The organism is Bacillus sp. AFS059628 (genome assembly GCF_002571225.1).
In the GTDB taxonomy this organism is placed as follows: domain Bacteria; phylum Bacillota; class Bacilli; order Bacillales; family Bacillaceae_G; genus Bacillus_A.
On sequence record NZ_NVEC01000003.1, the window covers coordinates 107,995 to 122,582 of the forward strand.

Annotated in this window: 23 protein-coding genes; 15 read left to right on the forward strand and 8 right to left on the reverse strand. The window is 33.7% G+C overall.

Annotated elements, in window-relative coordinates:
* The first annotated feature begins 72 nt into the window (after nt 1-72).
* Nucleotides 73-561, forward strand: a complete 489-nt coding sequence (locus tag COL05_RS01320) for a hypothetical protein (RefSeq protein WP_142337304.1) — start codon at nt 73-75, stop codon at nt 559-561.
* Between the two features lie 35 nt (nt 562-596).
* Here COL05_RS01320 and COL05_RS01325 read toward each other — a convergent pair whose 3' ends face one another.
* Nucleotides 597-908 carry a hypothetical protein gene (locus COL05_RS01325; protein WP_001093241.1) on the reverse strand — a complete coding sequence of 104 codons (312 nt, stop codon included), beginning with the start codon at nt 906-908 and terminating at the stop codon, nt 597-599.
* 253 nt (nt 909-1,161) lie between these two features.
* Here COL05_RS01325 and COL05_RS01330 point away from each other — a divergent pair, with 253 nt between their 5' ends.
* Together COL05_RS01330 and COL05_RS01335 are read left to right on the forward strand one after the other, a co-directional pair.
* On the forward strand, nt 1,162-1,377 hold the full coding sequence (locus COL05_RS01330; RefSeq protein ID WP_142337305.1) for a DUF3912 family protein: 216 nt from the start codon (nt 1,162-1,164) through the stop codon (nt 1,375-1,377).
* A gap of 87 nt (nt 1,378-1,464) precedes the next feature.
* Nucleotides 1,465-1,872 (forward strand): hypothetical protein, encoded by a 408-nt coding sequence (locus COL05_RS01335; RefSeq protein WP_098667303.1) that lies wholly within the window; start codon nt 1,465-1,467, stop codon nt 1,870-1,872.
* Nucleotides 1,873-2,103: 231 nt separating this feature from the next.
* On the opposite strand, the gene COL05_RS01340 is transcribed toward COL05_RS01335, so the two are convergent.
* The 3 genes from COL05_RS01340 to COL05_RS01350 all read right to left on the reverse strand — a co-directional run bounded on the left by COL05_RS01340 (nt 2,104) and on the right by COL05_RS01350 (nt 4,669).
* Nucleotides 2,104-3,498 carry an L-cystine transporter gene (locus tag COL05_RS01340; protein ID WP_001094339.1) on the reverse strand — a complete coding sequence of 465 codons (1,395 nt, stop codon included), beginning with the start codon at nt 3,496-3,498 and terminating at the stop codon, nt 2,104-2,106.
* A gap of 107 nt (nt 3,499-3,605) precedes the next feature.
* Nucleotides 3,606-3,848, reverse strand: coding sequence for a DUF2626 domain-containing protein (locus COL05_RS01345; RefSeq protein ID WP_000440714.1), 243 nt, complete (start codon nt 3,846-3,848; stop codon nt 3,606-3,608).
* A 125-nt stretch (nt 3,849-3,973) separates the two neighbouring features.
* Nucleotides 3,974-4,669 carry a helix-turn-helix transcriptional regulator gene (locus tag COL05_RS01350; RefSeq protein WP_098667304.1) on the reverse strand — a complete coding sequence of 232 codons (696 nt, stop codon included), beginning with the start codon at nt 4,667-4,669 and terminating at the stop codon, nt 3,974-3,976.
* 205 nt (nt 4,670-4,874) lie between these two features.
* Between COL05_RS01350 and comGA the strand changes: the two genes are divergently transcribed.
* The 10 genes from comGA to COL05_RS01400 all read left to right on the forward strand — a co-directional run bounded on the left by comGA (nt 4,875) and on the right by COL05_RS01400 (nt 10,489).
* On the forward strand, nt 4,875-5,918 hold the full coding sequence (comGA, locus tag COL05_RS01355) for a competence protein ComGA (protein ID WP_098667305.1): 1,044 nt from the start codon (nt 4,875-4,877) through the stop codon (nt 5,916-5,918).
* Complete coding sequence (comGB, locus tag COL05_RS01360; RefSeq protein WP_098667306.1) at nt 5,911-6,942, forward strand: competence type IV pilus assembly protein ComGB; 1,032 nt, start codon at nt 5,911-5,913, stop codon at nt 6,940-6,942. The genes comGA and comGB overlap by 8 nt, the downstream gene beginning before the upstream one ends.
* 11 nt (nt 6,943-6,953) lie before the next feature.
* A complete protein-coding gene (gene comGC, locus COL05_RS01365; RefSeq protein ID WP_098667307.1) occupies nt 6,954-7,253 on the forward strand; it encodes a competence type IV pilus major pilin ComGC in 300 nt (99 codons plus the stop codon).
* Nucleotides 7,250-7,705 carry a comG operon protein ComGD gene (comGD, locus tag COL05_RS01370; RefSeq protein WP_098667308.1) on the forward strand — a complete coding sequence of 152 codons (456 nt, stop codon included), beginning with the start codon at nt 7,250-7,252 and terminating at the stop codon, nt 7,703-7,705. The genes comGC and comGD overlap by 4 nt, the downstream gene beginning before the upstream one ends.
* Nucleotides 7,698-8,000 (forward strand): competence type IV pilus minor pilin ComGE, encoded by a 303-nt coding sequence (gene comGE, locus COL05_RS01375; protein WP_142337306.1) that lies wholly within the window; start codon nt 7,698-7,700, stop codon nt 7,998-8,000. The genes comGD and comGE overlap by 8 nt, the downstream gene beginning before the upstream one ends.
* A complete protein-coding gene (gene comGF / locus COL05_RS01380) occupies nt 7,970-8,440 on the forward strand; it encodes a competence type IV pilus minor pilin ComGF (RefSeq protein WP_142337307.1) in 471 nt (156 codons plus the stop codon). Before comGE ends, comGF begins: the two co-directional genes overlap by 31 nt.
* Entirely contained in the window at nt 8,437-8,808 is a 372-nt protein-coding gene (gene comGG / locus COL05_RS01385) for a competence type IV pilus minor pilin ComGG (protein WP_098667309.1), read from the forward strand. Before comGF ends, comGG begins: the two co-directional genes overlap by 4 nt.
* A gap of 175 nt (nt 8,809-8,983) precedes the next feature.
* Complete coding sequence (locus tag COL05_RS01390; protein ID WP_142337308.1) at nt 8,984-9,634, forward strand: 2OG-Fe(II) oxygenase; 651 nt, start codon at nt 8,984-8,986, stop codon at nt 9,632-9,634.
* A gap of 118 nt (nt 9,635-9,752) precedes the next feature.
* A complete protein-coding gene (locus COL05_RS01395) occupies nt 9,753-10,250 on the forward strand; it encodes a shikimate kinase (RefSeq protein WP_098667311.1) in 498 nt (165 codons plus the stop codon).
* Nucleotides 10,251-10,288: 38 nt separating this feature from the next.
* Entirely contained in the window at nt 10,289-10,489 is a 201-nt protein-coding gene (locus COL05_RS01400; RefSeq protein WP_000106081.1) for a YqzE family protein, read from the forward strand.
* Nucleotides 10,490-10,557: 68 nt separating this feature from the next.
* Here COL05_RS01400 and COL05_RS01405 read toward each other — a convergent pair whose 3' ends face one another.
* A complete protein-coding gene (locus COL05_RS01405; protein ID WP_098667312.1) occupies nt 10,558-11,190 on the reverse strand; it encodes a VC0807 family protein in 633 nt (210 codons plus the stop codon).
* Nucleotides 11,191-11,331: 141 nt separating this feature from the next.
* A complete protein-coding gene (locus COL05_RS01410) occupies nt 11,332-11,448 on the reverse strand; it encodes a GTP pyrophosphokinase (protein ID WP_071721462.1) in 117 nt (38 codons plus the stop codon).
* A 73-nt stretch (nt 11,449-11,521) separates the two neighbouring features.
* Here COL05_RS01410 and COL05_RS01415 point away from each other — a divergent pair, with 73 nt between their 5' ends.
* Both COL05_RS01415 and COL05_RS31660 read left to right on the forward strand, forming a co-directional pair.
* Nucleotides 11,522-11,749, forward strand: a complete 228-nt coding sequence (locus COL05_RS01415; protein WP_098667313.1) for a hypothetical protein — start codon at nt 11,522-11,524, stop codon at nt 11,747-11,749.
* 97 nt (nt 11,750-11,846) lie between these two features.
* Nucleotides 11,847-11,978: a hypothetical protein gene (locus tag COL05_RS31660; RefSeq protein WP_048531130.1), complete on the forward strand. Its 132-nt coding sequence runs from the start codon at nt 11,847-11,849 to the stop codon at nt 11,976-11,978.
* A 35-nt stretch (nt 11,979-12,013) separates the two neighbouring features.
* Here COL05_RS31660 and COL05_RS01425 read toward each other — a convergent pair whose 3' ends face one another.
* Both COL05_RS01425 and COL05_RS01430 read right to left on the reverse strand, forming a co-directional pair.
* Nucleotides 12,014-12,808 carry a YqhG family protein gene (locus COL05_RS01425; protein WP_098667314.1) on the reverse strand — a complete coding sequence of 265 codons (795 nt, stop codon included), beginning with the start codon at nt 12,806-12,808 and terminating at the stop codon, nt 12,014-12,016.
* Complete coding sequence (locus tag COL05_RS01430; protein ID WP_098667315.1) at nt 12,795-14,477, reverse strand: DEAD/DEAH box helicase; 1,683 nt, start codon at nt 14,475-14,477, stop codon at nt 12,795-12,797. The genes COL05_RS01425 and COL05_RS01430 overlap by 14 nt, the downstream gene beginning before the upstream one ends.
* Between the last annotated feature and the right edge of the window lie 111 nt (nt 14,478-14,588).

Sequence of the window (14,588 nt, forward strand, 5' to 3'; positions counted from 1 at the left end):
TACTTAAAAGGTTATAAAAGGGATCTTTTGGGTACAGTGATGATAAGAAACATATATAAAGGAGTACATAATATGAAATTAGAAAATGGATGGGAAACGAGCTTTTTAGAAGTCGTGCAAAATAGTGGATTTAAGAAAGATGCACAGCTTAGTCAATTGCTTTGTGAGGATAGTGAAGAGGTTGAGGAGCTTGTTGATGATTATGGTTATGAAGAAATCATTGACCGCGAACATGATGATGAATTAGCTGATATTTTAGGAGAAGAGCTTTTTAGTGAAATGGAACGACACGTATTCTTATCTGCACAGCCAGAAGAAAAACTTATTTCATTCGTAAATGGATTAGGTTTTCATGTGTTAGATTGGATCGTTCTTCTTGAAACAGAATTTGGCATTGATAGTGCAAACTTTACGTCAGACGCCGTGAAAACGTTAGAAAAGCGTTTTAGACAATTTCCATACATAGAGGACAAGACAATTTTTGATATGACATTTGGAGAAGCAATGGATGTATTAGAGTCTATTACGGAATTACAACTGAAGGAAAAGATGAACGTATAATGTAAAAAAAGAACGTGAGGTAATCACGTTCTTTTTTACATTATAATAATTTTATCATCTAGTTTTGTTTGCCCGCTAAGAAGTGCGTTTAAATATTCTACTTTTCTTATACAAGCCTGTATATGTCTTTCAACCTCTTGCAACTCTGCTTGGTGATGTGTTTCAATCGGATGAATTTGTACGTTGAATTTTTCAAATTGACTACTATATGTTATTTCTGCATAGCCGCTCATAATATCCATTTCGTTATGAAATAAAAATTGTTTCGTTTTGTCACAGAATGATACATTCTGAAAGCCATATACTTTTAATGCTTCAATTACTTTTTTAATCATTTTTGTATTCATTTTTTTAACCCTCTTTACGAAGTTCTACTTATACATTATACCATAAAAAATTACAGAGAAAGCGCTTCCAAGTGTATTTTATTATAAACTTTACGTTTCAATCACAAAAATGAAACAAAGAAAAAATAATTGTAAAGAAGGGAGGACTCTTTTATTGTTTCGTCATATATATAGAGAAATAGTGCAATGAAAGGAAATTTTCCGAGGTGGAGATCGTATTTCCAATTTGAGCGCAGTAAAAGAGGTGAAAATCTTGAACTTTGATATTGTAGGACAAAAAGCATATATAAAAGATGGACCGCATCGGAACCGAATTGGAATTGTAAAGAAAAATGAGACAAAATTAGAATCGCAGTTTGCTATTGTAATTGGAGAACAAATCATTGATGTAGAGCTAAAAGATATCGTGTTAGTTGGGGTAGACGTAGGACAATTTCATAAATGGTGCGAACGAAATGGTTATTTGTGAAAAGGACGGGCTGTGAGATAATGAAATATATTTGAGAAAAGAGAATATGTCATTGTATTCTCTTTTTCTATGTGTAAGGAGACGGAGATGAAGTATACAGAAAGAGATTTTACATTGGAGTTAAAAGAGAAGATTCAATGCATGGAGAAGGAAATAGAGAGAATATCATTTAAACTTTTTAAAGATTATTCACATTTGTACATAGAAAAAAACATGGAATTATTTATAGAACTCATTAGAGATAAAGAAAATCCTTTTGAAACAGGATATTCTTCATCAATTTCGATAGCTGTATTAGATGAAGAAGGAAAGATGATTGAATTTTATACAGTTCCTATCTGGGAATGTTGTAGTTATTTTTTAGGAGTACCGCTTCAAATAAGGTTTTGGGGAAGTAAGTTAAGTGGTGAACTTGTTGATGAATCTTATTGTGAGATAGAGGAGGAGTTAAAGGAGCGGTTGGAAGAGTTTTTACAGTTTGCAGATGAGGAATAATAGTTAGTCTTTAGTTTATAATTAATAGTTATTAAAAAAATGAAAAATGGTATATTTCCTTTATATCAATACATGATAATATGTAGGTGTTGTTCTACACGGCTGAAGTAATTGATAGAGCTTTATACATAGTGTTTGAAACAATATGCTATGCCTTATATATAAAAGATAAAGAGGAAGATGAAAAGAACTAAAAAAGGGCGCTAACAGTTTCTGTTAGCGTCCTTTTCATTATGAAGCAATTTCACCAGTTTTTGTATCATCTTGATTGTACGTATCTTGATCTAATTCACCAAGCCATTTACTAGAAATAAGACCTGCTGTCATAGAACCACTTACGTTAAGAGCTGTACGCCCCATATCGATTAATGGTTCAACTGAGATAACAAGAGCGACAATACCAATTGGTAAGTTCATTGTAGATAGTACGATTAACGCTGCAAATGTTGCGCCGCCACCAACACCGGCAACGCCGAATGAGCTAATTGCAACGACAGCGATTAAAGTTAAAATAAATTGTGGTTGTAATGGATCAATTCCTACAGTTGGAGCGACCATCATTGCAAGCATTGCTGGATAAATACCTGCGCAACCGTTTTGTCCGATAGATACTCCAAATGATGCTGCGAAGTTTGCAATCCCTTCAGAAATACCAAGCTTTTCTTTTTGCGCTTCAATATTTAATGGCATTGCACCAGCACTAGAGCGAGATGTGAATGCAAATGTTAATACAGGGAATACCTTTTTCAAATATTGAATTGGATTTAAACCAGATAGAGCAATTAATAATAAGTGGATAACGAACATTACGATAAGTGCTACGTAAGACGCTAACACGAAGTTACCAAGTTTTAAAATAGCGTTTATATCGCTACCAGCAACTGTTTTTGCCATAAGAGCTAATACGCCGTATGGAGTAAGACGTAAAATTAATGTTACCATACGCATTACGATTGCATATACAGCATCAAGCATTTTCTTAAATAGTTCTGCTTGTTCTGGATATTTTCGTTTTACACCGATAAAGGCGATACCGATAAAGGCTGCAAATATTACAACCGAAATTGTTGACGTTGGACGAGCACCTGTTAAATCAAGAAACGGATTTGTAGGCAATAGTTCTAATAATTTATCTGGAATTGTTGTTTTTTCAATAGAAGTAAACCTTTCTTCAACTAGCTTCAGACGAGCAGATTCTGCATCACCTTGTTGCAGACCTGTTGCAGATACATCGAATCCTGCACTTGCAGCGATACCGACAGCTGCAGCGATTCCTGTAGTAAGAATTAAAATTCCGATAATAAGACCACTAATTTTACCAAGGTTTTTCGTTAACTGTAATTTTGTAAATGCTGAAATAATAGATACTAAAATAAGTGGCATAACGATCATTTGAAGTAATTTTACATAACCGTTACCGATTAAGCCAAACCAAGTATTTGATTCAATAATTACTTTAGAAGTTGGTTCATAAATAAATTGTAATATAAGACCGAATATAATTCCGACTCCTAATGCAGTAAATACACGTTTATTAAAAGATACATGCTTACGTTGCATATAATATAATACGCCAACTAAGATGAGCATGACTGCAACGTTAATTCCGACAAGCAGTGTATTCATGTTGATTCCCCCTAATTCCAATCTGTTATATAGAATATAAGGTAATAAAACCTATAAGTCAACTAGGAAATTGCGGATTTAAAAAAAAGATGGCAAAATGCCATCTTTTAATGTCCAGCCCCAGGGACAAGTAAAAACGTCGTGTAGTATGTAAATCCTATGAAGAAAACAGTTAAATATGCCCCAAATACGTATATATACATACGCTCTGTTAAATTTAAATAGCTTAAAAGTACGAAAAATCCTGTTTGTCCTAAAAATAGTAGTGCGGTCGAGTGCATATCCCCTACGTAAAACATAACCGAGAAAATTCCAGTCCAAAAGCCGAGAACGCGAAACATGCGCTCCATGCCATCTCCCTCCTTTTCTAAAAAAAGTAAACCTCACCTCATTATAGTTTATTTTTCTTACTATTGTAAATATTCGTTCATATAAAAAGAAGCCAATTATGATTGGCTTCTTTTTATATGAGAAATTAAATTGTTAGTTTATAGTTACAAGATTTACATCCATCTAGTAAACTATCGTTTCGTGTTAATTCCATGTTAGGGAATAGGATTTCAAAAATCCCTTTCATCATATCTCCGTGCATATTACAAATTTCAGTTGGATGATGAACGGCAACTTCTTTAAATGGACAATTGTGTACATCATAGAAAATTTTCGTTCCATCTGTACTTAATTCAAATGCAGGTGATAAGCCAGCTGTTGAGAAAGCTTCTTTTGCAATTTGAACTTTTTGTTCCACTGTTAAAGCATCTTCACTCACATTTAAACGCAGCATATGTTGTTGCATTAATTCGGTCCCGAATTGTTTTCCAGTTTCGTATAGCGCTTTTTCACCAGCAGCGCCAAGGCTAAGTAAAGAATTAAATGCGATTCTTGCTAACAATTGATAATCACGGAATGGAAATTGTAATTGGATAACATCTTCAGATAATACATACAATCTGCTTGGTCTTCCGCCTTTTCCAGTTTTCTTCGTTTCCGATTTCAGCATATGAACATCTTCTAATTTAGATAAATGTAAACGCGCTACGTTTGGATGAATGTCAAACTCATCTGCAATTTCTTGTACCGTTACGTAACTATGTTTTTGAGAAATATATTTATAAATGTAATAACGAGTTGGATCAGATAATACACCTGTAATTTTTAAAGCTTGTTCCATGAGGATCTCCACCTTTATCACTTTATCCAAGATAATAACATTATAATACAGATAAACATAAGTATAGGTAATTTCAGACAATAATTCGGAAATTGTTCATAATTTCACAAACATATTTTTCCTTTTCGCTCTAGTGAAAATACAAAAGTAGTAATTTTTCTTATGAACTTTTTCATGCTATATACATAGTGGGGAGGGAAAAATGATGAATGGAATTGAAAGCTTTGCGAATACGATTTTGAAAGAAGCGTGCAGGGTACAAGCTTCGGATTTACACATTGTGCCCCGGAAGAAGGATGTGGCGGTTCAACTACGTATAGGAAAAGATTTAATGACGAAACAATACATTGAAAAGGAATTTGGAGAAAAACTTGTTTCACATTTTAAATTTTTAGCATCCATGGATATAGGGGAGAGGCGGAAGCCACAAAATGGTTCCCTGTATTTACAAATGGATGGACAAGAAGTATATTTACGCCTTTCCACGCTACCAACTGTATATCAAGAAAGTCTCGTTATCCGTCTTCATTTACAGGCATCTATTCAGCCGTTATCTCATCTTTCGTTATTTCCAAGTACAGCGAAGAAACTACTTTCTTTTTTACATTATTCCCATGGGTTACTCGTATTTACTGGACCGACTGGTTCGGGAAAGACAACAACAATGTATGCGTTATTAGAGGTAATTAGAAAAAAGAAAACACGTCGCATCGTTACACTAGAAGATCCAGTTGAAAAAAGAAATGACGATGTATTACAAATTCAAATAAATGAAAAAGCAGGTATCACATATGAGGCGGGACTAAAGGCTATTTTACGTCATGATCCAGATGTTATTTTAGTCGGTGAAATTCGTGATGAAGAAACAGCAAAAATTGCTATAAGAGCAAGTTTGACTGGCCACTTAGTAATGACAACACTGCATACGAATGATGCGAAAGGGGCAATACTTAGATTTATGGATTTTGGCATAACGAGGCAAGAGATTGAACAATCTTTATTGGCTATAGCTGCACAGCGACTTGTCGAATTGAAGTGTCCGTTTTGCAAAAGAAAGTGCTCAACTTTATGTAAATCAATGAGGAAAGTAAGACAAGCGAGTATTTATGAGTTGTTATATGGATATGAGTTAAAACAAGCGGTTAAAGAAGCAAATGGGGAATGTGTCACTTATAAGCACGAAACATTACAATCTTCGATACGAAAAGGGTACGCTTTAGGTTTCTTAGAAGAGGATGTGTATGTTTAAGAAAATATGGAGTTTAAGTGATCAAGTAATATTACTGAAACGATTAGGAGAACTATTAGAAAAAGGATACTCCCTTTTGCAGGCTTTAGAATTTTTACGGTTTCAATTACCTGTAGAAAAGAAAGTGCAATTGCAGCACATGATCGATGGATTAAAAGATGGAAAAAGTCTACACGATTCTTTTTATCAATTAAAGTTTCATCAGGAGATGTTAAGCTATTTATTTTATGCTGAGCAACATGGTGATATTTCTTTTGCATTGCAACAAGGGAGCGCACTTCTTTATAAAAAGGATAAGTATAGAAAAGATATGATAAAAATAATGCAGTATCCTATGTTTTTGGCGTTCTTTTTAATAATCATGATTTTAATTTTTAATCGCATTTTATTACCGCAGGTTGACATGGTATATAGTTCGTTTGGTTCTACAGTACCGTTATTTACAGAACAAATATTAAGTGTAATTAAGCTACTACCCTATCTTATTTTTAGCACTATTTGTCTAGTCATAATTGGCTGTAGTATATATTTTTTTTACTTTCGGAAACTCCCTCATATGAAGCAGGTAAACATTATACTTCGTATCCCCCTCGTAAAAACATTTCTTATTTTAAAGCATTCACATTATTTTGCTAATCAATTGAGCAGTTTATTACACGGCGGACTATCCGTACTTGAGGCTCTAACAATAATGATGGAGCAAAAATATCATCCGTTCTTTCAGTATGAAGCGGGCCGAATTGAACGCCAATTAATTGCAGGAGAGCCGTTGCAATCTATTATTGCTAAAAGCGGATATTATGAGGAAGAACTTTCTTATATTATTACGCATGGACAAGCAAACGGTAATTTGGCGATTGAATTAGGTGACTATAGTGATCTTATTATAGAAAAGATTGAGAAAAAAGTTAGACGAATGTTAGTAATCATTCAACCAATTTTATTTGTGTGTATTGGAGGAATAGTCGTTCTTATGTATTTAGCAATGATTATGCCAATGTTTCAAATGATGAATTCTATATAGGAGGTATTTACATGCAGAATGAGGAAGGGTTTACCCTTTTGGAAATGTTATTAGTTATGGTCGTCATCACTGTATTATTACTATTAATTATTCCGAATGTAGTTACACAGCGTTCATCCGTCGAAGGAAAAGGATGTAAAGCCTATGTGAAATCTATAGAAGCGCAAATACAAGTATACCAATTGCAACATAATAAAATTCCCTCTCTAAAAGAGCTAGTTGATGGGAAATATATTACGAAGGATGAGTGTCCGAATGGTGAGTCTATTCACATTTCAAATGATGGCACAGTAACAAGTGGGAAACTGTGAAACAAAAAGGTTTTACTCTTTTAGAAATGCTACTCGTTTTATTTGCAATTTCTGTACTAAGTATGTTCACGTATTTTAACGTACGTTCATTATATGAAAAACAAAAAATTGAACAATTTTTAAGACAGTTTTCAAATGATATTTTGTATATGCAACAATTAGCGATAAACCGTCAAAAACACTATACATTACGATGGTATAAAGATAGACATACGTACTATATAGGAGAGCTAAGTACGAATCTGACTATTATTAAAAGAGAATATGATAGCGATATACAAATTGATTTAAATACTTTTCCGAATCCGATGACATATAATCCGAGTGGAAATATTAATAGAGGTGGTACGATTTTACTTTCGTATCGGAGTTATAAATATGAAATTGTATTTCAGCTTGGAAGAGGGAGATTTACGTATCGTGAAATGTCAAAAGGGGTCAGTGATGGTTGAGATGCTTATAGCATTAGGTATAGTAATGATGGCAGTATCTATAATACTCCCGCAATCAGTATTGATTATGCAAGAACGAAAGAACATACAAATTCGTTATAAGGCATTTGTATTATTAAAAAAGGAAGCAGCTTTATATATGTATGAGAATGAGGCAAAACAACAGAAAGAAACAGTCGTGAACGGAAATGTATATTACACATATTGGGGAGGAAATGAAGTTTGTGCTATGTGGAAAGATGTGAAAGGAAGAATGACGGAACAATGCTTTTATGCAGGAGAAAAAATAAATTAGAAGTTGGATTTACATTACTTGAAATGATCGTATGTTTTTTTCTGTTATCACTGTTCTTTTTACTCTTTCCACGTTTAAACTTTATTGCAATAGAAAACAAACAATCGAAAGGGTTAAATAATTGGGAATGGGATGTGTTTATAGGGCAAGTACAATTAGAATTTCGTGAAGTATCATTTGTAGAGAAAATAGTCCCTGAAAATAAGGGGAATCTTTTGCGCTTCCGCCTTCGAACTGGAGATGAAGTGACGTATGAAAAATTGAATAATCGTCTAATAAGAAAAGTGAATACGCGAGGAAGAGAAGTTATATTACAAAATGTTGAAATGGTTTCGTATGAAGTAACACCTCATTTGCTCTTTATAAATGTGGAAGATATGAGCGGGAAAATATATGAAGGTGTAGCTATTAGGTATAGTGAAATGGAAATAAATACATGAGAAAACAAGAAGGGTTTACGTTGCCAGGAACAATTATTTTTCTTGTATTATTAACTTCGTTCTTTGTATACGAAACGAATATGTTGCTTATAGATAAAAATTTTTATATTGAAATAGAGCAAAAGTTTGTATTAGAGGAACTACTAAATCGATCTATTACAAATATAAAACAGGATTTACAGCAAAAAGAACAGGAAGGTATTTTTTTCTTTCCATATGAAAAGGGAGAAGCAAGTGGAAATTATGTCTTTGAAAATGATGTCATTTTTGTTTCGTTACAGTGCAAAATCAAACAAGAAGTTTTCTATAAAGTAAGCTTTCGGTATAGAAAAAAGGATGAAAAAATATTCGATTGGATAGAAGGATAGTATGTAACATATACGGATGAAAAACCATAATTTTTCCTTTAAAAATAGGCTGTTTTTTCAAAGGAAATGGATAAATAAAACAATCAAAAGTTTAAATTTTCTTAAAAAAGAGAAAGGTAGAAAGAATATGATATATTCATGCTATCCAATCATTATTTTTAGGGAGAATAGGGAAATGACAAACAACAATCAAATAGGTGAAAACAGGGAACAAACTATTTTTGATCATAAAGGAAATGCAATTATGACGGAAGATAGGGAAATACACATTATTTCAAAATTCGAAGAACCTCTTATTGTCGTGTTAGGAAATGTATTAAGCGATGAAGAATGTGATAAATTGATCGAATTGTCTAAAAATAAGTTAGCACGTTCTAAAGTTGGTTCATCACGTGATGTAAATGATATCCGAACGAGTAAGGGTGCATTTTTAGACGATAATGAACTTACTGCGAAGATTGAAAAACGAATTTCATCTATCATGAATGTTCCTGTGTCGCATGGAGAAGGATTGCACATTTTAAAATATGAAGTGGATCAACAATATAAAGCGCATTATGATTATTTTGCAGAGCACAGTAGATCAGCTGCGAATAATCGTATTAGTACGCTTGTCATGTATTTAAATGATGTAGAAGAAGGCGGAGAAACGTTCTTTCCGAAATTAAATCTTTCTGTGCACCCTAGAAAGGGAATGGCAGTATACTTTGAGTATTTTTATCAAGACCAATCATTAAATGAGCTTACGTTACATGGAGGGGCACCTGTAACGAAAGGTGAGAAATGGATTGCGACGCAGTGGGTAAGAAGAGGCGCTTATAAGTAAAATCGTGTATGAAACGTTTTGTTCTTCATTGTATAAGAAGAACAAAACGTTTTTTTATTAAATAATGGAATCATTCGTTATAATAACAAATAATAACGAATGATTGAGAGGAACGAACATGAAATCTATATACATAACCGGTTATATGGGAGCTGGGAAAACAACAATTGGAAAAGCGTTAAGTAAAGAACTTCATATGGATGTTGTTGATACAGACCAAAAAATTGAAGAGAAGCAGGAGAAGGCAATTCGTGATATTTTTGCCGAAGAAGGTGAAATGGCTTTTCGCGAATATGAAAGTGAAATGTTACGTTCATTACCGAGTCGTAATGTAATTATTACAACTGGTGGCGGCATCATTGAACGAGAGGAAAACCGAAAGTGGATGAAGGAAAATGGCACCATCGTGTATTTATATTGTGATCCACATGTAATTGCAGAAAGACTTCGTGAAGATACGACACGTCCACTATTTCAGGAGAAAGATATAGAGGCATTTGTGGCAAAATTTGAATCGCGCCGAGCTTATTATGAAGAGGCTCATATTCATATTGATACGACGAATAAGTCTGTAAAGGAAATTATGAATGAATTAAAAGAAAAGATTAATGAATAAAAAAGTGGACATACTAATCAAGTAGAGGTGATGATAATATGTCTACTAATGATTATGTTCGCTTTGTGACGCAGCAGTTTGTGTCGTATATGGATGCTCCAAAAGAAGATCGTAAACAAAAGAAAGAACAACGTCGTGCTGAAAAAGAGCCATTTATGAATAAATGGTTTGGTGTTATGCCGCTAAGTGCTGCTTTGTTTTATCGAAATGTAAAAAATAAAAGAAAAAAATCAAGTTAACGATTTCATAATATGTGTAGCAAAGTGAAAATCCCCTAGTAGCATCATACTACTAGGGGATTTTTTATTTACTGCGCAGATTCCTTTTCTTCTGTAACGGCATGTATTTTATTGTTCACCCATACGAATCCTATTCCGATACAAATGGAAATGCCCCATCCAACAGCGGTCATAATCGCTCTCATTTCACCATAGCCATCTACACCGAAAACAGAGATGAAATAAATTTTTAAGAAGCTTTTTAATATGAATTGTAGACCGAAAAATAGCGTTAAATATTGTAGTGCTGGATAAATACGACTATCACGATACAGTTCACGACTTTTATCACGGTCATGGCCTTGCAGTGCGGCAATATCTGCTGCGAAATATAACATAAGTGGTTTCTTTATAAAAATTGTACATATTACGATAATACCGAGTACGATGTGATAATACGCATCGTTCCACAGCATTCGTTCAGCTGATCCAGATAATAGATCTACTGTTGTATTAGAAATGAGTGTAATTAAAATAAAGAACCCTGTCACGTTAAATTGTTTTTCTTTTTTAAAGGTATACAGTGTATAAATAATTCCCGGAACAGAGGAAAGTAACATCGCGTAATAAGGGTCAATATAAGGTTTTGCAAATTTCCAAATGAGGAATGGGATTACGAGATAAAAGACAAGATCTAATATAGCTTTTTTATTTTGATTCATACAAATCCTCCTTAAGTCATACATATATTTTATAATATAATTTCTGAAAATTGTATAAGGTTTAATAGGAAAAGGAAAAATATATCACTTTTTGAGGGATTAGTAGATTGAAAAAAATTGCCCCTAGCGTAGTAAGTTTTTTTAGTATATAATAAAGGAAACGCTTTCATTTTTATTTTGTTCACAAAATGGACGGAAAATCACATATTTACTATCGATATGTTGCTTTATAATGAAACTAATTAAATATACATGCATACAATATTGTGAAATAAATAACATAAATAATTTATATAAATGTAAACGTTATCAAAAGAGAGAGGTGGAGACAATGAGTAAATTTTTCTTCAATCATAATCCAGCAACAGTAGAGGATGGAAGGCTTGTTAAATATGCTGAAATTATTTATGGAGAAGGTGGCCGTTCTGTATTAGAAAATTTAATGGTGAAGGCATCTATCAGATTGCGTGATCGTTATCCGAATAAATCTGACGAGCAGATCTCGAACCTAGCAAATAAAGGCATCCATGATATGTTTCAAAAATACGTGAGCGAGTAAGAGTAGCCAATGGCTGCTCTTATTTTTTTGTATAAGGATTGTATCTCTAGCTGAAAATAAGGGTGTACTTTGAAAGACATAAGAAGGAGTGGAAAAGATGAGTAATGGAATTGGCCGTTCAAAAGAAAACCTTCCTACTGATGCAAATCATGTGAGTGCAAAAGATCGCGCGTATCAAAAACGCATGGCAAAGCAAAAACAACAAGAACGTAATGGCGATAAAGGATAACTCAAAAAAGCTCCTTCTAAAACAGAAGGGGCTTTTTAAGATAGAAAATGATTCGCGGTAACATAAAAGAGTCCGCCATTAATAATTTGTACTGTAATGCGTGGTTCATATTGTTCTTGCAAAGCTTGTTTTTCAATTTCATAACTTTCGGGAAGTTCATCGCTTTCTTCATAAAAGCGATTTAAAAGATCTAAATCGTGATTCCAGCGCACTCTTGCTTCTTTCGCCCACGTATGGTCATCTTCTGCAATAATATTCTTTAAAGCGTCCTCTATACGTTGTAAACCGCTTTGCGGTTTAATGATAGGTGAGAGCGTAAAACAAAAATCAGGTATTTTCGGTGTAAGTTTAATTTTAGTTAATGTTTCATGAAAGTTTGCAATCATTGTGCCAGAAATGAGATGAATCCCAATCGAGTGAAGGATATCTTTTTTTCGATCACATTGATAGGAAACTTTTATATTTACACCGAGCCACGGATGGAGCGGTGTATGCGTTGCTCCGCTATGCCGTACTTCTTCATATAAACGTATGTAAGAACCTAATTCTTTTGTCGTTTGAAAAATTTGATGAAGGCGTGGGGAACCGTAGTGAATAAGCTCGCCATCGTTTTCTTCATTTTCTGGATTTGTAATAAGAGTAAGGCGCATCGGATTCGGTACGCCTCCTGTTTTCTCAAGATAGTGCCAATAAAAAGGGCGATTCATTAATAATTTATCCATTTCAATTGTTAACTGCACATCTAATAAATGAGGAGAACGTTCTAAAATTTCACAGTTATTCGCCTCAAAGAAATTGTATAAGTAATTATGAATTTCATGTTGCTGCATAGCCTTGCACCTCAGCTTCATTTCGTTTTGCGAAGTCAATAATAGATGTTAAGTTTTCCATCTTAATTCGGATTTCTCCTTCGCTTTTTGACTGCGCAAATATTTCTTGAATGTGCGCGTCGATGTTTTTCATATTAATTCTTGTTAAAATTTCATCAAGTTCCCCGATAACACGCTCGAATAAATTGATTTTTTCATATAACAGTTTCAAAATATGTTCTTCAACAGTGTGCTTTGTAGCTAAGTTATAAATATGAACATCATTTTTTTGACCAAGACGGTGAATGCGTCCGATTCTTTGCTCAAGACGCATTGGATTCCATGGCAAATCATAGTTAATCATATGGCTACAAAACTGTAAGTTAATCCCTTCACCACCAGCTTCGGTTGCAATTAATACTTGTGCATGGTTTTGGAAAAGCTCTTTCATCCAATCTTTCTTCCCTCGTTTAAATCCGCCGCGGAATGGAACGGAAGAAATACCGTGTTGTTGTAAAAACCATTGTAAGTACATTTGTGACGCTCGATATTCTGTGAAGATGACGACTTTATCGTCAATTTCTTTAATAAGCTCAAGAGTTTTATTCGCTTTTGAGTTGAAAGGAATATGATTAATTTTGTCCATTAGCACATCAATATGCGGGTCTTTTATATAATTCTCATTTTCCTTCTGTCGTTTTTCTACATGTTTTTTTAATGAATAGTAAACAGCCTCGCGACTACTACACGCTTCCCGTTTTAAAGTTAATGATGAGAAAGCAGATGTGAAGGCGTCTTGTCCTCGCCAATTTTCGATATCATTATATAGAGCTTGTTCTTGTTCATTAAACTCAACAAAAATTGTACGTACATGTCTCTTTGGCCAATCAATTCCGGTATTATGCCGTCGATTTCGGACCATCACTTTATTAATAAGAGCTTTTAAATCTTCATCAGATTCGGCAGAACGATTTTTTGAAGCGTAATATTCTTCAAAGTTGGATTGATTGCCTAAATGTCCCGGCTTTAATAAAGAAACAAGGTTGAAAATTTCATCAATCTTATTTTGAACAGGAGTAGCGGTTAATAATAAACAAAATTTCTTTTTTAATCGCTGTGCAAATTCATAGTTTTTTGTTTTATTATTTTTAAGTTTATGTGCTTCATCAATAATAATAAGGTCATATTCTAAATTCAAAACGATATCGCGATGCGGTGAACGTTTTGCAGTATCAATTGATGATACAATCACATCAGCTTGTTCCCATGAGTAGCTTTTCTTCTGGGCTACAGCAGGAATGAAGAACTTTGTATTTAGTTCGTATGCCCATTGTGAAACGAGGGAGGCAGGGACGAGTATAAGTACTTTTTTCACAAGGCCGCGGACCATATATTCTTTTAAAATAAGCCCAGCTTCAATCGTTTTCCCAAGTCCTACTTCATCTGCTAGTATCGCTTTACCATTCATTTGTTCAATAACATTTTGAGCGACTTCTAATTGATGAGGAAGTGGTGTGAAATGGGATAAATGCTTCGGTGCTTGTAATCCATCGAAAGTAGGAACAAGTAACGATTTTTCTGTTTCATAAGCTAAATGATATAAATCCCAGTTTGTCCAAGGGCCATCTTCGTCAATTCTATTTAAAAAATTGTTTTGCCACGTTCGATCTATGGAAATATCGACATTCATTACGACTCTCCCACCTTTTATAAACTAAAGTAATTATTAAAAAATCCGTATTTATAAGCCTTGTAATAAGGCTCTATTACACTTGTTGAAAGGTAAAGAATAAACAAAGAT